The following is a 21,870-nucleotide window of genomic DNA, read 5'->3' as shown; positions in this document are numbered from 1 at the left end:
GGCGGCCGGCAAGGAGCAGCATGATGTGGATCAAGCGAAGCGACAGGATTCAACTCATCGGCGACGATATCGCTCGTAGCGAAATCACGCCGCAGCACATTTTCGAGAATCGGCGGCGCGTGTTGCAGGCGGCAGGCGCGCTGGCGCTCGGCAGTCTGATCGGCGTGAACGGCGAAGCGCTGGCGGCTTACACCTCGAACGATCCGAAAGCGCAGAAACTGGCGGCCAGAACGAACACGAAGTTCGTCGCGCTGGACAAGATCACGCCGTTCAAGGACATCACCACGTACAACAACTACTACGAGTTCGGCACCGACAAGTCCGATCCGGCGCACAACGCTGGAACACTGCGCCCGCGGCCGTGGAAGGTAAGCGTCGAAGGCGAGATCAAGAACCCGAAGGTCTACGACATCGACGAACTGCTGAAGCTCGCGCCGCTCGAGGAGCGCGTGTATCGGCTGCGTTGCGTCGAAGGGTGGTCGATGGTGATTCCGTGGATCGGCGTGCCGCTCGCAGAGCTGATCAAGCGCGTGCAGCCGACGGGCAACGCGAAATACGTTCAGTTCATTACGTTGGCCGACCCGTCGCAGATGCCGGGACTTTCCACGCCGATACTCGATTGGCCATATTCGGAAGGCTTGCGCATGGATGAGGCGATGAATCCGCTCACGCTGCTCACCATGGGCGTGTACGGTCAGGTGCTGCCGAACCAGAACGGCGCGCCGGTTCGCGTGGTGGTGCCGTGGAAATACGGCTTCAAGAGCGCGAAGTCGCTGGTGAAAATCCGCTTTGTCGAAAAACAGCCGGCGACGAGCTGGAACACTTATGCGTCGAGCGAATACGGTTTTTATTCGAACGTGAACCCGAATGTCGACCATCCGCGCTGGAGTCAGGCGACCGAGCGGCGCATCGGCGAAGACGGCTTTTTCACGCCCAAGCGCAAGACGTTGCTGTTCAACGGCTATGGCGATCAGGTGGCGTCTCTTTATCAGGGCATGGACCTGAAGAAGAATTTCTGAGCGACATGACGATGGCTTCCGATACCCATTCAGTCACTCGCACCGGGCGCAATGCGCCGCGAGACAATGCACGTGCTACAGCGCCGGCAAAGCGTCCCGCCGCTGGCTCGCGCTGGGTCGTGCCCGCGAAAATTGCGGTGTTCATCGCGGCGTGGTATCCGCTTGTCCGGATCGTGCTGTTCGGCATGACCGACCGGCTCGGCGCGAACCCGATCGAGTTCATCACGCGCTCAACGGGCCTGTGGACGCTCGTGTTTCTCTGCATCACGCTGGCCGTGACACCTCTGCGCCGGATCACGGGCATCGCAGCGTTCGTGCGGTTTCGCCGCATGCTTGGCTTGTACGCGTTCTTCTACGCGACGCTGCATTTCGCGACATATCTCTGGTTCGACAAATGGTTCGACGTCGCGGAGATCGTCAAGGACATCGGCAAGCGGCCGTTCATTACTGTGGGCTTTGCAGCGTTCGTGCTGCTGATCGCATTGGCCGCAACGTCGCCGCGCGCAATGGTGCGTAAGCTCGGCCGCCGCTGGCAGACGTTGCACCGCGCGATCTATGCAATCGGCGCGCTGGCGATTCTGCATTTCTGGTGGATGAAAGCGGGCAAGCACGACCTGATCCTGCCGAAAATCTACGGCGCGATCATGCTGGCGCTGCTGGGTTGGCGTCTGATTGTGTGGCTACGCGAGCGGAGCAAGCTGAAGCCGCGCTAACTACGCGCAAGCGTAAGCGCTAACGAAAAAGGCGATGCCGCAACGGCATCGCCTTTTTTATATGCAGCCGATTTGCGACGCTGGTTACGCCGGCAAAACTGTTTCGCCTGCAAACAGCTGATGGACTTCTTCTCGCGCGCGGACTACATGCGCTTGTGTACCATCAACCATCACCTCCGCTGCACGCGGGCGGGTGTTGTAGTTCGAACTCATCACGAAGCCGTAGGCGCCCGCCGAGCGAATCGCGAGCAGGTCGCCCGGCTCCACGGAGAGGAGCCGTTCGCGCCCCAGCCAGTCGCCGCTTTCGCACACCGGTCCGACGACGTCGTACACATGCGCGGGCACGTCGCGCTCAACGACGGCGTCGATGGCGTGATACGCCTCGTACATCGCCGGGCGGGCGAGTTCGGTCATGGCCGCGTCGACGATAGCGAAATTCTTCTCAGCGCCCGGCTTCAGGAATTCGACGCGCGTGAGCAGTACGCCGGCATTCCCAACTAGCGAGCGGCCCGGCTCGAAATACACTTCGCGATGGCCGTGACCCCGCGCCTCGATGCGATCGAGCACCGTGCGTACGAACTCGCCGATGTCCGGCGGCGTTTCGTCGTCGTAAGTGATGCCGAGGCCGCCGCCCACGTCGATATGACGAATGGCAATGCCATCCTTCTCGATCTGTTCGACCAGTTCCAGAAGCTTGTCCACTGCGTCCAGATAAGGCGCCACTTCTGTTATCTGCGAGCCGATATGGCAGTCGATGCCGACAACCTCGAGGTTCGCCATGGCCGCTGCCGCCTGATACGTGGGGCGCGCCTCTTCGAACGCGACGCCGAACTTGTTCGACTTCAGCCCCGTGGAGATGTACGGATGCGTCTTCGCATCGACGTCGGGATTCACGCGCAGCGAAACCGGCGCTTTCTTGCCCATTTCGGCGGCCACCGCGTTCAGGCGATCGAGCTCCGGAATGGATTCGACATTGAAGCACTTGACGCCCGCCGCGAGCGCCTCGCGCATTTCGTTCGAGTGTTTGCCGACGCCGGAAAACACGGTGTTTTCCGCTTTGCCACCGGCTGCCAGCACGCGAGCCAGTTCACCGCCCGATACGATGTCGAAGCCCGCGCCGAGACGCGCGAACACGTTCAGCACCCCGAGATTGCTATTGGCCTTCACAGCCACGTGCACGCTCGCGCGACGGCCGGCGCACGCGCCCGCGTACGCGTTCCACGCGTCGGTGAGCGCGGCCCGAGAGTACACATAAAGCGGCGTGCCGAATTGTTCGGCGAGCGAAACGGCGGACACGCCTTCGACGTGAAGCACGCCGTTGACGTAGTCAAATGCAGGTCGAGTCATGCGGAAGTCTTATTGAACGGGAGTGGCGGCGGAAGCGGGCTGCGAAGCCGAAGCAGCAGAACCCGCACTTGAAGGAGACGCCGAGAGTTCGTTTGCGGGCGCGAGCGAGAGCGGCGTGCCGGACGTGTCAGGAATGGAGTCTGCGTCGGACGCGGTTTCGGCGCCGGGTTGTACTTCGTCAGGAGACGGCGGCTGCGTGCGGTCGATAGGCTTGGCCGGCAAAGGCGGCACGCTGGGCAAATAGAGCGAACCGCGTTGTCCACAGCCGGCAAGCGAGCCACCGAGTGCGCAACCTGCGAGAATGGCTAAACCCGCTACAATCGCGCGGCCGGGCGCCGCCGCGCGCATCCGAGATACGACTCGCATGACTGTCCCTGAATAAATAATCGATGGAGTTTAGCATGTCCGATAGTGATTACCTGACCCGTGCGGAGGCCGCGCTAGCCGCCATCGAACGCGCGCTGGACGACACCGAGGCCGACATCGAACTCGAGCGCAGCGGCAACGTGCTGACCCTCGAATTTGCGAATCGCTCGAAGATCATCGTGAATCTGCAACCGCCGATGAGCGAGATCTGGATTGCCGCGAAAGCGGGCGGTTTCCACTACCGTTTCGTCGACGGCGAGTGGCGCGACACGCGCAGCGGCAACGAATTTTTCGCGGCGCTGTCGGAGTACGCAACGCAGCAGGCCGGCGAGCCGGTGCATTTCGAAGCCTGAACCAACATCGAGCTGTTGAACGCATATCAAACGAAAAAAGCCGCCGCGCAGTTGAAGCGCGGCGGCTTTTTTTGCAGCACGCAGGTCGCTGCGTCAGTGCCCGCGGAACAGATTCATGATGTCCTGCTTCTCCTGCTCGCCGACCTGTCCCGGTGCGGCGGACGCAGCGCTTGATTCGTCGAGTGCCGCCTGACTGATGCCGACCGTCGAAACGAAACCGTGGCCCGGCGTGAACTCGTCGAAATACAGTTCTGAGCCGACTTCGGCCACTCCGTCGGGCATCGGCATCTTGTAATCCGGCACGCCTTTGAGCGCGCGTCCCATGTACTCGATCCAGACCGGCAACGCGAGGCCGCCGCCGGTTTCCTTGTCGCCCAGACTGCGCGGGTTGTCGTAGCCGATCCACGCGATCGCGGTGAGCGTGTGCTGATAACCGGCGAACCACGCGTCTCGCGAATCGTTCGTCGTGCCCGTCTTGCCGCCGAGGTCGGTGCGCTTGAGCGCGTTCGACTTGGCGCCCGTGCCTCGCTGCGCGACGCTTTGCAACAGGCTGTTCATCACATAGGCGTTGCGCGGTTCGATCGCGTGCGGTGCGCTTTGCTCGGCGACGAGCGGTTGCGCATGCGCGACTACGACGCCGCGCGGATCGGTGACCTCCGCAATCAGATACGGGTTGATTCGATAGCCGCCGTTCGCGAATACCGAGAATGCACCCGCCATTTGTAGCGGCGTGACGAGACCCGCGCCGAGTGCCATGGGCAGGTAAGCCGGATGACGGTCCGCATCGAACCCGAAACGCGTGATGTACTGCTGCGCGTACTTCGTACCAATGTGGTTGAGGATGCGAATCGACACCAGGTTCTTCGACTTCTGCAACGCGGTGCGCATGGTCATCGGGCCGTCGAAGCCGCCGCCGTAGTTCTTCGGTTCCCACGCCTGGCCGCCTGTCTCCGCTGCGCTGAAGAATAGCGGCGCGTCGTTGATTACGGTTGCAGGTCCAAGTCCTTTTTCAAGCGACGCCGAATAAATGAACGGCTTGAAGCTCGAGCCCGGCTGACGCCATGCCTGCGTGACGTGGTTGAACTTGTTCTTGTTGAAGTCGAAGCCACCGACGAGCGCGCGAATCGCACCGTCTTGCGGCACCACCGAAACAAACGCACCTTCGACTTGTGGCAATTGCGTAATTGCCCACTCACCGTCGTCGTTCTTGGCTAGGCGAATGACCGCACCCGGCCGCACGCGCTGGTTCGGCTGCGCGCGCGCGCTCAATGCAAACTGTGCAAAGCGCAGTCCGTCGCCCTGAACCGTCGCCACATTGCCGTCGATAAACGTCGCCTGCACCTGCTTCGGGCTCGCCGCCGTCACGACTGCCGCAATGATTTCGCCGTTATCGGGATGTTCGAGCAATGCGTCGTCGATGGCTTGCTCGCGGTCGTCCGCGTCGGACGGCAGGTTGATGAACGCTTCCGGGCCGCGATAGCCGTGGCGCCGCTCATAGTCCATCAAGCCTTTGCGCAATGCGCGATAGGCGACGTCCTGATCCGCGGAGTCGATCGTCGTGACCACATTGAGACCGCGCGTGTACGCTTCCTCGCGGTATTGCGCGTACATCATCTGGCGCACCATTTCCGCCACGTACTCGGCGTGCACGCTGAATTCCTTGCCCGCGCCCTTTACGACGAGCGCCTGACGGCTCGCTTCGTCGTACTGCTGCTGGTTGATGTAATGCAACTCGTACATGCGCTGAAGAATGTACTCCTGACGCACCTTCGCGCGCTTCGGATTCACCACCGGGTTATACGCGGACGGCGCTTTCGGCAAGCCGGCCAGCATTGCGGACTCCGCGAGCGTCAGATCCTTCATATCCTTGCCGAAGTACACCCGCGCCGCGCTCGCGAAACCGTACGCGCGCTGGCCCAGATAGATCTGATTCATGTAGACCTCGAGAATCTGATCTTTCGTGAGCTTCGACTCGATCTTGTAGGCGAGCAGCATCTCGTAAATCTTGCGCGTGTAGGTCTTCTCGCTCGAAAGGAAGAAGTTGCGCGCTACCTGCATCGTGATCGTGCTCGCGCCTTGCGTCGCATGGCCGTTGGTCAGCGCGACAATGCCGGCGCGCGCGATGCCGGTCAGGTCGACGCCGCCATGGTCGTAAAAGCGCGCGTCTTCAATTGCGAGCACGGCTTTCTTCAGGCTGTCGGGCACATCCTGAATGCGGACGATGTCGCGCCGTTCTTCGCCGAACTCGCCGATCAGCACATGGTCGGCGGTATAGATGCGCAGCGGCACTTTCGGCCGGTAGTCGGTGAGTGCGTCGAGCGAGGGCAAGTTGGGCGTGGCGACGACGAGCGCATAGCCGAGCACCAGCAGCACGCACACAATGCCCGCGACGATCAACCCGAAAAAGCCCAGCAGGAGCTTGAGCCACAACGGGCGTTTGCGCTTCTGCGGCGCGGGCGGCGGAGACGTGGGAGACGTGGATTGCATATAGGCACCAAAAAACAGTCCCGCGATTATAGCCGCCCAGCTTTTCAGCTTTCGGCATGCTTACCGACAGTTCTTTACAAGTCTCTGCACCGCGTGAAATGAGGCTTCACTGTAGCTGCTTTGACGATCGTCGGGGCGGCCGGCACGTAACGTTAGCCGTTTGGCTGAGTGTCGCTCAGGGGCGTGCTTACGCACAATTCTTCCTCGCTACTCGCGTTCGAATGGTTCGCCGCGTGAGTCTCAGGGAGGGCGGTATGACGTTAAGAAATTCATGGCTGGAAGCCGTGCAATCAGGGGTGCAGCGTTTCGCTGCCGGTATCGACGTGGGTACGCAGAACGTGCGGCTCGTCGTCGTGAGTCAGCGTGCGCGCGCATGCGCTTCGTTGCAAATCGAATATGCGTGCACAGTGCCGCTTCCCGCCAATGCGATGGCCGGCACCGAGATCGCTGACCGCCAGTCAGTCGCTCGCGCGTTGCGTGACGCATTTGCCGATATGCCTCACTCGTGCGCGTCACAGGCGTTGCGATGCGCGATGGCCGTGCCCGCGTCAGCGACGTTGACCGCCACCGTGCCGCTAGCGCGGCTCGCGGCGCAAAGCGGCTGCGCGGAAGACGGCGGGCACGAGCTCGCCGAACTCGAGCCGGCTGTAATGAACGAAGTGGAACGCATTGCAGGACTCGAGCGCCATGCGCTGGCCGTCGACTGGTTCGTCGACGACAGGCCGTCGCCCGTTCGCTCCGTGACGATTGCTGCGACCGGGCGTCAGCATCTCGAAGCGCGGATCGAATGCGCGGCCTCCGCCGGCATCTCACTCACGGCGATCGACGGCGAACCGCATGCTGCGCTGCGGGCCATGCGCTATGCCGCGAGTCACGAACTCGATCCGCACGAACCGTATGTCGCGTTATGGATCGGCACGGACGGCGTGCATGCCTGGCGTCTCGTCGACGACACCATCGCAGCCGAGATGCGTTACCCCGCGCCGGAACATTCGGATCTCGCAGACGCGTTGCGCGACCTCGTGCATGGTCCGGTGCTCGACTGCGCGCTCGTGAGCGGCGAGGTGGAACTGCTGGAGGGCGTTGGCTTCTCGATTGCGGATATCGCGGACATTCTGGGCTGCACTGTATTGCCGTTCGAGTGCGCGGCGCTGGGTGCAGTTGCACGTGAAGTGAACGATCCGCTTCTGCATGAAGCGGCGGGCGCGGTCGCGTTCGGACTTGCGTTGCGCGGGGTATTCGAATGAGCGCCGCCGTTTTCGATGCAGGGCGCTTTCACGCAGCGGCGCAACTGCATGTCGAGCACGACATGCGTCGGCTGCACGCCGTTCGTCCGGTCAAGCCATGGCTCGGCGGCTTCAATTTGCTGCCTCATCGACAGCGCAAGGCGCGGTTTACCCGCCGGCGATGTCTACTGACATGGGCTATTGCAGCGTTGGCCGGCTTCGCAGCGGTCTTCGCGCTAGCCGGATATCAGGCGATAGAAAAGGCGCGGCTCGATGCGCAGCGTGCGTCGATTGAGCAATCGCTTGCGCAACTCGCCGCGCCGCTGGCCGAGCATGCGAGTCTGCTACGGGCGCGCGACGAGCAACGCGACGAAGCCGCTCGCGCAAAGCGTTTGTCCGAGCCGCTCACTTATCTGCGCGACCTGCTCGACGCGCTGAGTTTCGAACCGGGCGACGGCGTGTTATTGCAGCAGCTTCGCCAGCACGAGCGCGAGACGGAACTGGTGGCGACATCGCGAGCGCATATCGATTCCGCGCAGTGGCTTAAGCGTCTCGGTGCGATTCCCGGCGTTACCGGTGCGGAAATGAGCGAGTCGCATCGCTCGTCACCGCGTGCGAATTCAAATACAAATGCAAACGCAGGAGCGGCTGCCGCAATCGAGTTCGGCGCTCGCCTGCATTGGGAGGGCGCTGCACATACGGCGGACAAAGGCGCTAGCGCCGCGGCATCGCAAAAAGCAAAGGCCGATCACATTGGAGGTTCGAAATGAGTACGACTTTTGCCGGGTTCGGCGGGGTGCCACAGCCGCGCGTGTCGCTGTCGCATTTAATCAGACGTCTGCGCGCGCCGCTTCACACGTGGAGCCCGCGTCGCCGCTGGGCGATTGCTTTGTTGATTGCGCTCGTCGTGTTCAGCCTTGGGGCGCATGGCTGGATCGTGGCCGATTTAGGGCGTCTGGCAGCGAGCCGCGCCGCACTGCAGGCAAGCGCGGAGCATCTGGCCCAGGCAAGGCGTGCGCTTGCGCAATTGCCGTCGCTGCGCCGTGAAGCCGCGGCGGCAGGCACGGCCACCACGGCCATGGTCACCGTTTCGCGTGCGCCGAAGCAATGGACTTCGGCCGACGACGTGCGCGTGGTTTCAGAACTCGCCGCGCAGAACGGCGTGGTGTTGCTGGCCGTCGAGCCCGGTGCCGCGAGCGGTACGGGCGCTCAGAGCGAGCGCCCGCTGCAGCTTGCCGCGCGCACTGACTTCATTCACCTGATGTCGTTTATGCGCGGACTGACCGAACTGCCGGTGCTGATGGTTCCCGTCGACGTCGTCATCAAGCGGGACGGGTCTGCGCTTTCGGTGAGCGCGGCACTGCGCGTGTACAGCGGCTTACGCCCGGCGCCTGCCAGCCTGACGATGCAGGAGCTTGCCGACGCGAGCCTTGATTCGGATGACGAAGAAGATGTGGTGTTCTTCGATCCGTTCTCTCCCGCGCAGATGCAAGCGACGATCGAGCTGCCCGGACAGGCACAACTTCGTCTTGTCGGATTGCTGCACGATCGCGCACGCGGTCTCGCATTGTTCGATACGCCCGAGGGCGCGACTACTGTCGCGTCCGGGCAGCAGATCGGCGACGAGCGCGTCACGCGCTTCGACACGTTCGGCATTACGCTCGCCAGAGGCGCTGAAACGCGGACGCTTGAACTCGCGGAGGCTTCGTGATGAGCATAACGGAGCTGCTGCGCGTCGACGGGCGTGGACCTGTCGGTGCTGCCGCGGTCTTGAGCGTTCGTGCCTGCGTTCGCGTCGGGCTGTCGGTGATGTTGTCTCTTGGCGCGGCGTTAAACACCGGCGAGGCAGGAGCCGTGATTCCATCGCTGCCTCCGTTGCCTGCCTACATGCCGCTGGACGATGCGGTTGCATCGTCCGACTCGCCATACAATGCGCCGCCGCTGCCTCGCGGTGCAATCGCCGAAACGCCCAACCCGTTTCGCGAGGATTCCGCGGATGCCGCCGCCGTCTTGCGCACGCCGACAGAGGCCGGGCAAAGCCGCACAGACGATGCAATGGACGACTCGGACGGCTCGGTGCCTCTTTGCCGGCAACCGGCTGCCGCCGCCAGGGAGGCGGGAGCGGCCGCGTCGGCGCTCGAAGGCCCGCCAGTGCCGTTGCCTCCGCTCGCGCGCCTGAGCGGCGCACCGAAAACTGCCGCCGACGCGTCGCTTGCCGCCGACGACAAGCCGATCTCGCTGAACTTTCAGCGCGCCGAACTCGGCGCGGTGCTGAACGCGTTTGCACAGTTCACCGGTTTGAACATCGTCGCAAGCGAGAGAGTGCGCGGGGCCGTTTCGCTGCGGCTCGACAAGGTGCCGTGGCGCGTCGCGTTCGACACTCTGCTCGATGTCAACGGTCTTGCCATGGAGCGCCACGGCAACGTGGTTTGGGTTGCGCCGATCGCGGATCTGGCAGCGCGCGAGCGGCAGCGCTTCGAGGCGCATGCGCGAACCGCCGATCTGGAGCCGCTCGCAAGCCGCACGTTCGAGCTGCACTACGCGCGCGCCGAGGACGTGCGGCGCCTGCTGACAGGCTCGGGCAACCAGCGGGTGTTGTCCAAGCGCGGCGCGGTGACCGCCGATCCGCGCACCAATCTTCTGTTCGTGACGGATCTGGAGGGACGCCTCGCGCAGATTGCCGCGCTGCTTGCTTCCGTCGACCGGCCGACGCGCCAGGTGCTGATCGAGGCGCGCATCGTCGAAGGTGAGTATGGTTTTTCTCGCAATCTCGGCGTGCGGCTCTCGATGGCCGGTACGAACGCCGACGGCACCACGCGAGGCTTGAGCGGCGGCAAGGACGGTCTCGTCTACGATCTGTCGGCACGGCCGATTGCGGGTTTCGACGCGGCGACGGCCGGGTTGACGCTGTTCGCAGCTGGCGCGACGCGGCTCCTGAACGTCGAGCTGAGCGCGTTGGAAGCCGAGGGGCGCGGCCAAATCGTCTCCAGTCCGCGCGTCGTCACCGCGGACCGGATGAAGGCTGTGGTCGAACAAGGCACCGAGTTGCCTTATCAGGCCAAGGTCGGGCAGGGCGTGTCGGGTGTGCAGTTTCGCCGCGCCACGCTGAAGCTCGAAGTCGAGCCGCAGATCATGCCGGACGGCCGCGTGGTGCTGGACCTGGATGTTGCGAAGGACAGCGTCGGCGAACAGACCGACGCCGGGCCTGCGATCAACACGAAGCACGTGCAGACGCGCGTCGAGGTGGAAGACGGTGGTACGGTGTCGATTGGTGGAATCTACGCGACCGACGGCCGGGACGATGTGACTCGGGTGCCGGTCCTGGGCAAAATACCGATTCTAGGCGCGCTGTTCCGCCATCGGGCTCATCGCGACCAGCGCAGCGAACTGGCCGTTTTCATCACGCCGCGCGTCGTTCATACGAATTAGGGAGACGCTGCCGCCGCTGGAACGCGGCGGCGCGCAGGCTCGACAAGGCAGCCGCTTTGCCAGTAAGCTGCGGCACGAACCATACCGGATTAGCCAGAGGACACCGTTGCAAGCGCGGGACGCACACGCCAATGTATTTTTTGTAGGGCTCATGGGGGCAGGAAAAACCACCGTGGGCCGGGCCATTGCGCGCCGTCTCGATCGCCCGTTCTTCGATTCGGATCACGAAATCGAAGCGCGCACGGGCGCGCGCATCCCTGTGATCTTCGAGCTGGAGGGCGAAGCGGGCTTTCGCGAGCGTGAGGCGAGCGTCATTTCGGAGCTCACCGGGCGCGACGAAATCGTGCTGGCGACCGGCGGCGGCGCGGTGCTGCGGCCGGAAAACCGGCAGGCGCTGCAAAGCCGGGGCGTGGTGATCTATTTGCGCGCCAATCCGCACGATCTGTGGTTGCGAACCCGGCGCGACAAAAATCGCCCGCTTTTGCAGACCGAAGACCCCAAAGCGCGCCTCGAAGCGCTTTACGAAGTACGCGATCCGCTCTACCGCGAATGCGCACATTTCGTGATCGAAACCGGCCGGCCTTCGGTCAACGGACTCGTCAATATGGTTCTGATGCAGCTCGAGATGGCCGGCGTCGCCAAACATCCTGCGTCATAATGGGCCGTATGATTACCGTCAATGTCGAACTCGGCGAACGCGCCTACCCCATTCATATCGGTGCCGATCTGATCGGTCAGACCGCATTGTTCGCGCCGCACATCGCCGGCAACTCGGTCACCATCGTCACGAATACCACCGTCGACCCGCTTTACGGCGACACGCTGCGCGCCTCGCTCGCGCCGCTCGGCAAGCAGGTGTCCACTGTGGTGTTGCCGGACGGCGAGGCCCACAAGAACCTCGAAACGCTGAACCTCATCTTCGACGCGCTGCTCGGCTCGCGCGCCGACCGCAAGACCACGCTGATTGCGTTGGGCGGCGGCGTGATCGGCGACATGACGGGTTTCGCGGCTGCCTGCTACATGCGCGGCGTGCCGTTCATTCAGGTGCCGACCACGCTGCTCTCGCAGGTGGATTCGTCGGTGGGCGGCAAGACCGGCATCAATCATCCGCTTGGCAAGAACATGATCGGCGCGTTTTATCAGCCGCAGGCCGTGATCGCCGACATCGGCGCGTTGCGCACGCTGCCCGCGCGCGAACTGGCGGCGGGCGTGGCCGAGGTCATCAAGACGGGCGCTATTGCGGACGCCGGCTTTTTCCGCTGGATCGAAGCCAATGTCGAGGCTTTGAATCGCTGCGAGCCAGAAGCGCTCGCCGAAGCGGTCAAGCGCTCGTGCGAAATCAAGGCGTCAGTGGTCGCGCAGGACGAGCGCGAAGGCGGACTGCGCGCCATTCTCAATTTCGGCCATACGTTTGGCCACGCGATCGAAGCCGGACTCGGCTACGGCGAGTGGCTGCATGGCGAGGCGGTCGGCTGCGGAATGGTGATGGCAGCGGACCTGTCGGTGCGCCTCGGCTATCTGGACGAAGCGTCGCGCAAGCGGCTCGTCGACGTCATCGTCGCCGCGCATTTGCCGACCCGCGCGCCGGCGCTCGGCGAATCGCGCTATGTCGAACTGATGCAGGTCGACAAGAAAGCGGAAGCCGGCGCGATCAAATTCATTCTGCTGAAGCGTTTCGGTGAGACGCTCATCACCCAGGCGCCCGACGCCGAGGTGCACGCCACGCTGGCCGCCGCCGTCTGACCAGGCCGGCTTTAGCAGCGAGGCGCCGCGCACGGCGTCGACCGGCGCCGCCCATGTTTCGGAGAACCCGGTGACAGACAGGCGCAGCGACGATGTAAAGCAGGAACCCGCGGCACAGGCCGCAGCGCTCGGCGTCCCGACGCAGGAAGCGCTCGAAGCGCACCTCGCGCCGTATGCGGCGCATTCGGCGCACTCGCGCGGGCGCCGCTATCCGGAAGCACCGCCGAGCGCACGCACCGAATTCCAGCGCGACCGCGACCGCATCGTTCATTCGACGGCGTTCCGCCGGCTCGAATACAAGACGCAGGTATTCGTGAATCACGAGGGCGACCTGTTTCGCACGCGTCTTACGCACAGCCTCGAAGTCGCGCAAATTGCGCGTTCCGTGGCGCGCAACCTGCGGGTCAATGAAGACCTCGTCGAAGCCATTTCACTTGCGCACGATCTCGGCCACACGCCTTTCGGGCATGCGGGCCAGGATGCGCTGAACGAATGCATGCGCGAGCACGGCGGCTTCGAGCACAATCTGCAAAGCCTCGCGGTGGTCGACGATCTCGAGGAGCACTACGGCGCGTACAACGGCCTGAATCTGTGTTTCGAAACGCGCGAGGGCATTCTCAAGCATTGCTCCCGCGAGAATGCACGGCGGCTGGGTGCTCTGGGCGAGCGTTTTCTGGAAGGACGTCAGCCGTCCATCGAAGCGCAGATCGCGAACGTGGCCGACGAGATCGCGTATAACAATCACGACGTCGACGACGGCTTGCGCTCCGGCTTGCTCACCGTCGAGCAACTCGCCGAAGTCGAGCTCTGGCAAACACACTATGAAGCCGCGCGGTGCGACTTTCCGCGCATCGAAGGCCGCCGGCTGATCCACGAGACGGTGCGGCGCATCATCAACACGCTGATCGTCGATCTGATCGACACCACGAAACTGAATCTGGTCCGTCACGCGCCGGATTCGCTCGACGCCGTGCGCGCCGCGCCGGCGCTGGTCGCGCATAGCGAAGCAGTCGCGGCTCAGGCTGCGGCGCTCAAGCGTTTTCTGTTCAAGAACCTCTACCGCCATTACCGCGTGATGCGTATGGCCAACAAGGCGCGCCGCGTGGTTGTCGGTCTGTTCGACGCGTTCACCGAAGATCCGCGGCTGCTGCCGCCGGGTTACCAGTCCACCGACGCCGCGCAGCAACCACGGCTCATCGCGCATTACATCGCAGGCATGACGGATAGGTACGCGCTGAAGGAGTATCAGCGTCTCTTCGTGATCGACGATAACTGAGCGAGCACGGGCCGGGGCAAGCTGGGGCCACGGGCAAGGAGCGTGGCGGGGCGAGCCCGGCACACGAGGCACGGCACACGAGGCACGGCACACGAGGCACGGCACACGAGGCACGGCACACGAGGCACGGCACACGAGGCACGGCACACGAGGCACGGCACACGAGGCACGGCGCGCGAGGCACGGCGCGCGAGGCACGGCGCGCGAGGCACGGCGCGCGAGGCACGGCGCACGAGGCACGGCACACGAGGCACGGCGCACGAGGCACGGCGCACGAGGCACGGCGCACGAGGCACGGCACACGAGGCCCGGCACACGAGGCACGGCAACCGCCTGGGATAATGATCCCGACACGCACACCAGTCACCGCATGCGCACCGGGCTGCGCAGCGTCAACACAACCAGACGGCAACGCCATGCAGCCCGGCCGCGCGCTTGAGCCAGCGCTCTTCTCCGCGCAAGCTCAAGCGCGATTCAGCGCAATGTTCAGCGCATGCGCGAGGCGAACAACGCCCCTGCGATCAACGCGACGCCGCCAACTATCGCGAGCGTCTGCCACGGATTTTCATGCACATAGTCGTCCGCGTCGGAGAGCGCTACGTTCGCGCGTTCGCGTACGGCCTCACGCGTGTCGTTCATGCGGGCGCGCGCATTGTCGAGCTGCTTGCGCAGTTTGCCGCGCAGCGCTACTGCATCGGCCTGGGTTCCTTCGGCCAGCGTGGATTCCAACTCGGACATTAGCGTGCGCAGTTCGCCTGCGATGTCTTCGGCCGCATCGCGGCTGTGGCGGGCAATACGCCGCGCGCGGCGGCTCGTGCTGGTCCAGGATTCGCCGAGGGCATCTCGCGTATTCGGAAGTGCTGTCATAGTCGCTCCGTCGATGAGGGTAAAAAAGGCCCACGTTCACGGTTACGCTTAAACCACATCGCAACGCAGGAAACACCAGCAGGACGCAACTTCGGTGCCAAACCCAAATGCCCGGCAGACGGAGCCGTCCAGCCAGATTGGTCAGCAGATATTGCACGAAGCACAACGCCTGCGGGTCAGTTTTACAAACACGCCGGCTCTGCTGCGCACTGCATCGGTAAAGGCGGCGCGGTGCCTTCCTGCGCGCACAAAATAAAAAACGCCGCCATTGGATGAATGACGGCGTTGTTCAAGCCCGGCGAATTCGACTACCCTAAACCCACAGCACTGTTCCATCACGCGTGAGAAGCCGTGTTAGAAGCGGTAACCGATATTGACGTAGGTAACGATCGGGTTCAGCTTGATCTTGGTTTGCGATTGCACGTTGAGCGTACCGACTGGCGTCTGCGCCTGGGTGTTCAGTTTGGCCGTCGTGCTGAGCGGCAGGTACGACACGGACACGCCCGCGAACCAGTGTTGGTTGAACGCGTAAGTGAAACCCGCATTAAACACCGGCTCCCACGAACTATCCGTAGTGACGCTGGTCGGACCATGCAGGACGTTCGCCTGGAATGTTCCGTTGGTGATCTTCTCGTCGGTGAACCAGATACGGCTCACGCCGATACCGAGATACGGACGGAATGTGGCGGTGGGAGCGTTGAAGTAATACTTGAACAGCAGAGTTGGGCTCCACTGTTTCGCCTGACCCAGCTTGCCGAATTGTTCGAGGCTGCCGGTGCCGTTCAGGTCGAACGTAGGCGGGTAGCCAATCACGAATTCGGCCGCGATGTGATCGGTGACGAAGTAGCCCGCGGTCACACCGATGGTGTCGGCTGAACCAAGTGAGGCTCCGGTATTGGCTTCTGTGATGTTGGTCGGGCTGCCGCCGATGCTCGTCACTCGCAGGGGCTCGCTACTCGATTGAGGCGCAAGATGGAACCAGCCTGTTGAGACGAAAAAGCTACCGGCCGATTGCGCATGTGCTGCTGTTGTCATGCTGGCTAGCACTGCGATCCCCGTTACGGCCTGTTTTAATTTCATATGTGCTCCTCCAAAAAAGGCCCGCTCATTATGACCACAACGTTTGAAACTAACCATACGCGCCGGTTAGAGCTTTCTCCCTAAGCCGGGCGCGCTTCCTGGCCTGGCCGCGCCGCGTCGAACCTCCGGCGCATGCGGCTCCTCGGACCTTCGGGTATGTACCAACGCGACTATCGGATACTTCAGCATGGCACGGCTTGCACGTCTTTATGTTCCTGACCAGCCGCAGCACGTCATCCTCCGCGGACTCGATCAGCAGCCTGCGTTCGTCGACGACCAGGACTACGAGTTGTTCATCGACTGTATGAAAGCGGCTTCGCGCGATCATCACTTATCGATCCACGCTTACGCATTGATGCCGGGCGCGGTCCAACTGCTCGTCACTCCAACGGAGGAGTCGAGCCTGCCGAAAGCGATGCAGGCGGTCGGGCGTCGCTACGTAGCGCACTTCAACCGCCGTTACGCGCGGCGCGGCACGTTGTGGGAAGGGCGCTATCGCGCCACGGTGATCGAGGGCGAGCGGTATTTTCTGCTGGCGAGCCGCGTCGTCGAAATGTGTCCGGTGCGCATGCAGATCGCGAGCGCGCCAGAAGACTACCGCTGGTCGAGCTACCGTCATCACATCGGTCTCACACTCGACAGCCTGATCACCGACCATCCGCTCTACTGGTCACTCGGCAATACGCCGTTTGAGCGGCAGCGCGCGTACCGTGAACTGTGCGAGCAGCCGCTCGACGAACGCGAGGCAAGCCAGCTTCAGCAGGCCACGCTAAAAGGCTGGGTGCTCGGCAGCGACACATACCGTGAATGGGCGGCCCGCGCGGCGAACAGGCGCGTATCGCCGCTGCCCCGTGGGCGGCCTCGCAAGGTCCGGGAGACCCCGCAGGCGCAATAAGCGAGTTGAATCAATAGTTTGTCTTTTAAACGGCATCCCGACATGCCGTTTTATTTTGCCCCTTTTTGATGTGGAACCAATAAAAAATAGCCGCAATGCACCAAACTGATAATTGGGGTTCGACCATAACGTTTTATTTGCTATTCCGTTGATTCGTCGCGTATATTCCGAATTCCGGCGTTTTTGATATGCGTAGCTCACAGCGTCAAAAAGCGTCTCGGCCGTCGCGGGTGTGCACGTGCGGCAATAGAAAAACGGTTTAACGGCCTGTCGGCCCCTCACAGACGGTGTCCCCATGAACGATCACCAGCAACCGGCTCATCCGGTTCCCGCCGCGCAAGGGTTGTACGACCCGCAAAACGAACATGACGCCTGCGGCGTCGGCTTCGTTGCCCACATCAAGGGCAAGAAGAGCCACGAGATCATCGAGCAGGGCCTGAAGATTCTCGAAAACCTCGATCACCGGGGCGCCGTCGGCGCAGATCCGTTGATGGGCGACGGTGCCGGCATCCTCATCCAGATTCCGGACGGTTTCTATCGTGAGGAAATGGCAAAGCAGGGCGTGACGTTGCCGCCGTCCGGCGAATACGGCGTCGGCATGGTGTTTCTGCCGAAGGAACACGCGTCGCGTCTCGCCTGCGAACAGGAACTGGAGCGCACGGTGAAGGCCGAAGGCCAGGTGGTGCTCGGCTGGCGTGACGTGCCGGTCGACCACACCATGCCGATCTCGCCCACCGTCAAGGCGAGCGAGCCGCTGATCCGCCAGATTTTCATCGGCCGCGGCAAGGACATCATGGTGACCGACGCGCTGGAGCGCAAGCTGTACGTGATCCGCAAGACCGCGAGTCACCGCATCCAGGCGCTCAAGCTCAAGCACGGCAAGGAATACTTCGTGCCGTCATGCTCGGCGCGCACCGTCGTCTATAAGGGCCTGCTGCTGGCAGGTCAGGTCGGCGTCTACTACCGCGACCTGCAGGACGAGCGCACCGTTTCGGCGCTCGCGCTCGTGCACCAGCGCTTCTCGACCAACACGTTCCCGGCGTGGGAACTGGCTCACCCGTACCGGATGATCGCCCACAACGGCGAAATCAACACGGTGAAGGGCAACGTCAACTGGCTGAACGCGCGTACCGGCGCAATCGCGTCGCACGTACTCGGCGACGACCTGCCGAAGCTGTGGCCGCTGATCTATCCGGGCCAGTCGGACACCGCCTCGTTCGACAACTGTCTCGAACTGCTGGTGATGGCCGGCTACCCGCTCGTCCACGCAATGATGATGATGATCCCGGAAGCCTGGGAACAGCACACGCTGATGGACGACAACCGCCGCGCGTTCTACGAATATCACGCCGCGATGATGGAGCCGTGGGACGGCCCCGCTGCCATCGCGTTCACCGACGGCCGCCAGATCGGCGCGACGCTCGACCGTAACGGTCTGCGTCCGGCGCGCTACATCGTCACCGACGACGACCTGGTCATCATGGCGTCGGAAGCCGGCACGCTGCCTATTCCTGAGTCGAAGATCGTCAAGAAGTGGCGTCTGCAGCCGGGCAAGATGTTCCTGATCGACATGGAACACGGCCGCATCATCGACGACAAGGAACTGAAGGACAACCTCGCGAACGCCAAGCCGTACAAGAGCTGGATCGACGCCGTGCGCATCAAGCTCGACGAAATTGAGCCGAAGGCCGAAGACGTCGCGACGGAGCGCCGCGAAGCCGCTGCTTTGCTGGATCGCCAGCAGGCGTTCGGCTACACGCAGGAAGACCTCAAGTTCCTGATGGCGCCGATGGCGCAAGCCGGCGAAGAAGCGGTCGGCTCCATGGGCAACGACTCGCCGCTCGCGGTCATGTCCAACAAGAACAAGACGCTCTATCACTACTTCAAGCAGCTGTTCGCGCAGGTCACGAACCCGCCGATCGACCCGATCCGTGAAAACATGGTGATGTCGCTCGTGTCGTTCGTCGGTCCGAAGCCGAACCTGCTCGACACGAACAACATCAACCCGCCGATGCGTCTGGAAGTGTCGCAGCCGGTGCTCGACTTCAAGGATATCGCGAAGATCCGCGCGATCGATCAGTACACCGGCGGCAAGTTCAGCTCGTACGAACTGAACATCTGCTATCCGGTCGCGTGGGGCAAGGAAGGCATCGAGGCGCGTCTCGCGTCGCTGTGCGCGGAAGCCGTCGACGCCGTCAAGTCCGGCTACAACATGCTGATCGTGTCCGACCGCAAGACCGACCGCGACAACGTCGCGATCCCGGCGCTGCTCGCCACCGCCGCGATTCACACGCACCTCGTGCAGCAAGGTCTGCGCACGAGCACGGGTCTCGTCGTGGAAACGGGCTCAGCGCGCGAAACGCATCACTTCGCGCTGCTCGCGGGCTACGGCGCGGAAGCCGTGCACCCGTACCTGGCAATGGAAACGCTCGGCCAGCTCGCAGCCGGCCTGAAGGGCGACCTGTCGCCGGAGAAGGCGGTCTACAACTTCACGAAGGCAGTCGGCAAGGGCTTGCAGAAGGTCATGTCGAAGATGGGCATTTCGACCTACATGTCGTATACCGGCGCGCAGATTTTCGAAGCCGTCGGCCTCGCTGAAGATCTCGTGCAGAAGTACTTCAAGGGCACCTCGTCGAAGGTCGGCGGCATTGGTCTCTTCGACGTCGCCGAAGAAGCGATCCGTCTGCATCGCGACGCGTTCGGCGACAACCCGATTCTCGCGAACATGCTCGATGCGGGCGGCGAGTATGCCTACCGCGTGCGCGGCGAAGAACACATGTGGACGCCGGATGCGATCGCCAAGCTGCAACACTCGGCGCGCAGCAACTCGTATCAGACGTACAAGGAATACGCGCATCTGATCAACGACCAGACGAAACGTCACATGACGTTCCGCGGCCTGTTCGAATTCAAGCTCGACCCGACCAGGGCAATTCCGCTCGACGAGGTGGAACCGGCGAAGGAAATCGTCAGGCGTTTTGCCACCGGTGCAATGTCGCTCGGCTCGATCAGCACGGAAGCGCACGCCACGCTGGCTGTCGCGATGAACCGCATTGGCGGCAAGTCGAACACCGGCGAAGGCGGAGAGGACGAGAACCGCTACCGCAACGAACTGCGCGGCATTCCGATCAAGAACGGCGACACGATGAAGTCCGTGATCGGCGACGAAGTGATCGTCGACATCCCGTTGAAGGATGGCGATTCGCTGCGCTCGAAGATCAAGCAGGTGGCGTCGGGCCGTTTCGGCGTGACGGCGGAATACCTCGCCTCGGCCGACCAGATCCAGATCAAGATGGCGCAGGGCGCGAAGCCGGGCGAAGGCGGCCAGTTGCCGGGCCACAAGGTGTCCGAGTACATCGGCAAGCTGCGTTACTCGGTGCCGGGCGTCGGTCTCATTTCGCCGCCGCCGCACCACGACATCTATTCGATCGAAGATCTGGCGCAGCTCATTCACGACCTGAAAAACGCGAATCCGGCGGCTAGCGTCTCGGTGAAGCTGGTGTCGGAGTCGGGCGTGGGCACGGTTGCCGCGGGCGTCGCCAAGGCGAAGGCCGACCACGTCGTGATCGCAGGCCACGACGGCGGCACCGGCGCGTCGCCGCTGTCGTCGCTCAAGCATGCTGGCACGCCGTGGGAACTCGGTCTCGCCGAAACGCAGCAGACGCTGGTTCTCAACCAGTTGCGCGGGCGTATCCGCGTGCAGGCCGACGGTCAGATGAAGACCGGCCGCGACGTCGTGATCGGCGCGCTGCTCGGCGCTGACGAGTTCGGCTTTGCGACGGCGCCGCTCGTCGTCGAAGGCTGCATCATGATGCGCAAGTGCCATCTGAACACCTGCCCGGTCGGCGTCGCGACGCAAGATCCGGTGCTGCGGGCCAAGTTCAATGGCCAGCCGGAACACGTCGTGAACTTCTTCTTCTTTGTTGCCGAAGAAGTGCGCGAAATCATGGCGCAACTGGGTATCCGCAAGTTCGACGACCTGATCGGTCACGCCGAACTGCTCGACACGAAGAAGGGCATCGAGCACTGGAAGGCGAAGGGTCTCGACTTTTCGCGCGTGTTCTATCTGCCGCAAGTGCCGGCTGAAGTCGCGCGCAAGCATGTGGACGAGCAGGACCACGGTCTGGACCGCGCGCTCGACCACACGCTGATCGAAAAAGCGAAGGCGGCCATCGAGAAGGGCGAGCACGTCTCGTTCATCCAGCCGGTGCGCAATGTCAATCGTACGGTCGGCGCTATGCTGTCCGGCACGATCGCGAAGAAGTACGGCCATGACGGCTTGCCCGACGACACCATTCACATCCAGTTGAAGGGCACGGCGGGTCAGAGCTTCGGCGCATTCCTCGCGAAGGGCATCACGCTGGATCTGGTCGGCGACGGCAACGACTACGTCGGCAAGGGCTTGTCGGGCGGGCGCATCATCATCCGTCCCACGAACGATTTCCGCGGCAAGTCGGAAGAGAACATCATCTGCGGCAACACGGTGATGTACGGCGCGATCGAAGGCGAAGCATTCTTCCGCGGCGTGGCGGGCGAGCGTTTCTGCGTGCGTAACTCGGGTGCGACGGCGGTTGTCGAGGGCACGGGCGACCACGGCTGCGAATACATGACGGGCGGCACGGTCATCGTGCTCGGCGAAACCGGCCGTAACTTCGCGGCCGGCATGTCGGGCGGCATCGCCTACGTGTACGACCCGGACAACACGTTCGCGGGCAAGTGCAACAAGTCGATGGTTGCGCTCGATCCGGTTCTGCAGCAGGCCGAACAGGAGCGCACGGTCGACAAGAGCCTGTGGCACGCCGGCACGACCGACGAAGCGCTGCTCAAGGGTCTCGTCGAACGTCACTTCCAGTTCACGGGCTCGCCGCGTGCAAAAGCGCTGCTCGAAAACTGGGACGCGTCGCGCCGTCAATTCGTGAAGGTGTTCCCGACCGAATACAAGCGCGCGCTGGGCGAAATGGCAGCGAAGAAGGCGAATAACGAAGTTCTCGCCGCCTGAGCGCAGATCGCTAGCCGACTGCTCTCGCACAGTAGACGTCACCTTTAGCCGTACCTGCCGCGCGCGACCG

General features: G+C 63.1%; 17 protein-coding genes. 12 read left to right on the top strand and 5 right to left on the bottom strand.

What is annotated here, in order from left to right:
• Window positions 1-23 precede the first annotated feature (23 nt).
• Together msrP and msrQ are read left to right on the top strand one after the other, a co-directional pair.
• Window positions 24-1,019, top strand: coding sequence for a protein-methionine-sulfoxide reductase catalytic subunit MsrP (msrP, locus tag JMY24_RS29815; RefSeq protein WP_128595943.1), 996 nt, complete (start codon window positions 24-26; stop codon window positions 1,017-1,019).
• Between the two features lie 11 nt (window positions 1,020-1,030).
• On the top strand, window positions 1,031-1,732 hold the full coding sequence (gene msrQ, locus JMY24_RS29810) for a protein-methionine-sulfoxide reductase heme-binding subunit MsrQ (RefSeq protein WP_193425178.1): 702 nt from the start codon (window positions 1,031-1,033) through the stop codon (window positions 1,730-1,732).
• An 84-nt stretch (window positions 1,733-1,816) separates the two neighbouring features.
• Here msrQ and lysA read toward each other — a convergent pair whose 3' ends face one another.
• Together lysA and JMY24_RS29800 are read right to left on the bottom strand one after the other, a co-directional pair.
• Entirely contained in the window at window positions 1,817-3,079 is a 1,263-nt protein-coding gene (lysA, locus tag JMY24_RS29805; RefSeq protein ID WP_128595936.1) for a diaminopimelate decarboxylase, read from the bottom strand.
• A gap of 9 nt (window positions 3,080-3,088) precedes the next feature.
• On the bottom strand, window positions 3,089-3,445 hold the full coding sequence (locus JMY24_RS29800) for a lipoprotein (RefSeq protein WP_128584680.1): 357 nt from the start codon (window positions 3,443-3,445) through the stop codon (window positions 3,089-3,091).
• A gap of 35 nt (window positions 3,446-3,480) precedes the next feature.
• Between JMY24_RS29800 and cyaY the strand changes: the two genes are divergently transcribed.
• Window positions 3,481-3,798: an iron donor protein CyaY gene (gene cyaY / locus JMY24_RS29795; RefSeq protein WP_027800384.1), complete on the top strand. Its 318-nt coding sequence runs from the start codon at window positions 3,481-3,483 to the stop codon at window positions 3,796-3,798.
• 93 nt (window positions 3,799-3,891) lie between these two features.
• Here cyaY and JMY24_RS29790 read toward each other — a convergent pair whose 3' ends face one another.
• The gene (locus JMY24_RS29790; protein WP_128595935.1) at window positions 3,892-6,285 is read right to left on the bottom strand and encodes a penicillin-binding protein 1A; all 2,394 of its coding nucleotides are present in this window, start codon (window positions 6,283-6,285) and stop codon (window positions 3,892-3,894) included.
• Window positions 6,286-6,539: 254 nt separating this feature from the next.
• Here JMY24_RS29790 and pilM point away from each other — a divergent pair, with 254 nt between their 5' ends.
• The 7 genes from pilM to JMY24_RS29755 all read left to right on the top strand — a co-directional run bounded on the left by pilM (window position 6,540) and on the right by JMY24_RS29755 (window position 13,959).
• The gene (gene pilM, locus JMY24_RS29785) at window positions 6,540-7,532 is read left to right on the top strand and encodes a type IV pilus biogenesis protein PilM (protein WP_128595934.1); all 993 of its coding nucleotides are present in this window, start codon (window positions 6,540-6,542) and stop codon (window positions 7,530-7,532) included.
• Window positions 7,529-8,281 (top strand): fimbrial assembly protein, encoded by a 753-nt coding sequence (locus tag JMY24_RS29780; RefSeq protein ID WP_128595933.1) that lies wholly within the window; start codon window positions 7,529-7,531, stop codon window positions 8,279-8,281. The genes pilM and JMY24_RS29780 overlap by 4 nt, the downstream gene beginning before the upstream one ends.
• Complete coding sequence (gene pilO / locus JMY24_RS29775) at window positions 8,278-9,222, top strand: type 4a pilus biogenesis protein PilO (RefSeq protein WP_128595932.1); 945 nt, start codon at window positions 8,278-8,280, stop codon at window positions 9,220-9,222. The genes JMY24_RS29780 and pilO overlap by 4 nt, the downstream gene beginning before the upstream one ends.
• Window positions 9,222-10,940: a type IV pilus secretin PilQ gene (locus JMY24_RS29770; protein WP_201703410.1), complete on the top strand. Its 1,719-nt coding sequence runs from the start codon at window positions 9,222-9,224 to the stop codon at window positions 10,938-10,940. Before pilO ends, JMY24_RS29770 begins: the two co-directional genes overlap by 1 nt.
• A gap of 106 nt (window positions 10,941-11,046) precedes the next feature.
• Window positions 11,047-11,598, top strand: coding sequence for a shikimate kinase (locus JMY24_RS29765; RefSeq protein ID WP_128595931.1), 552 nt, complete (start codon window positions 11,047-11,049; stop codon window positions 11,596-11,598).
• Window positions 11,599-11,606: 8 nt separating this feature from the next.
• Window positions 11,607-12,683, top strand: coding sequence for a 3-dehydroquinate synthase (gene aroB, locus JMY24_RS29760; protein ID WP_164853615.1), 1,077 nt, complete (start codon window positions 11,607-11,609; stop codon window positions 12,681-12,683).
• A gap of 70 nt (window positions 12,684-12,753) precedes the next feature.
• Complete coding sequence (locus tag JMY24_RS29755) at window positions 12,754-13,959, top strand: deoxyguanosinetriphosphate triphosphohydrolase (protein WP_128595929.1); 1,206 nt, start codon at window positions 12,754-12,756, stop codon at window positions 13,957-13,959.
• Between the two features lie 486 nt (window positions 13,960-14,445).
• Here JMY24_RS29755 and JMY24_RS29750 read toward each other — a convergent pair whose 3' ends face one another.
• Both JMY24_RS29750 and JMY24_RS29745 read right to left on the bottom strand, forming a co-directional pair.
• Window positions 14,446-14,826, bottom strand: coding sequence for an ElaB/YgaM/YqjD family protein (locus JMY24_RS29750; RefSeq protein WP_020070608.1), 381 nt, complete (start codon window positions 14,824-14,826; stop codon window positions 14,446-14,448).
• A 354-nt stretch (window positions 14,827-15,180) separates the two neighbouring features.
• Window positions 15,181-15,906: an OmpW/AlkL family protein gene (locus tag JMY24_RS29745; RefSeq protein ID WP_128590950.1), complete on the bottom strand. Its 726-nt coding sequence runs from the start codon at window positions 15,904-15,906 to the stop codon at window positions 15,181-15,183.
• Between the two features lie 187 nt (window positions 15,907-16,093).
• Here JMY24_RS29745 and JMY24_RS29740 point away from each other — a divergent pair, with 187 nt between their 5' ends.
• Both JMY24_RS29740 and JMY24_RS29735 read left to right on the top strand, forming a co-directional pair.
• The gene (locus JMY24_RS29740; protein ID WP_110405672.1) at window positions 16,094-16,801 is read left to right on the top strand and encodes a transposase; all 708 of its coding nucleotides are present in this window, start codon (window positions 16,094-16,096) and stop codon (window positions 16,799-16,801) included.
• A gap of 295 nt (window positions 16,802-17,096) precedes the next feature.
• Window positions 17,097-21,800 (top strand): glutamate synthase-related protein, encoded by a 4,704-nt coding sequence (locus JMY24_RS29735; protein WP_128595928.1) that lies wholly within the window; start codon window positions 17,097-17,099, stop codon window positions 21,798-21,800.
• Window positions 21,801-21,870 lie beyond the last annotated feature (70 nt).

It is taken from the genome of Paraburkholderia kirstenboschensis (assembly GCF_904848585.1).
GTDB lineage: Bacteria > Pseudomonadota > Gammaproteobacteria > Burkholderiales > Burkholderiaceae > Paraburkholderia > Paraburkholderia kirstenboschensis.
The sequence above is the reverse complement of the archived record's forward strand: the minus strand, read 5'-3'. Positions and strand labels throughout refer to the sequence as shown.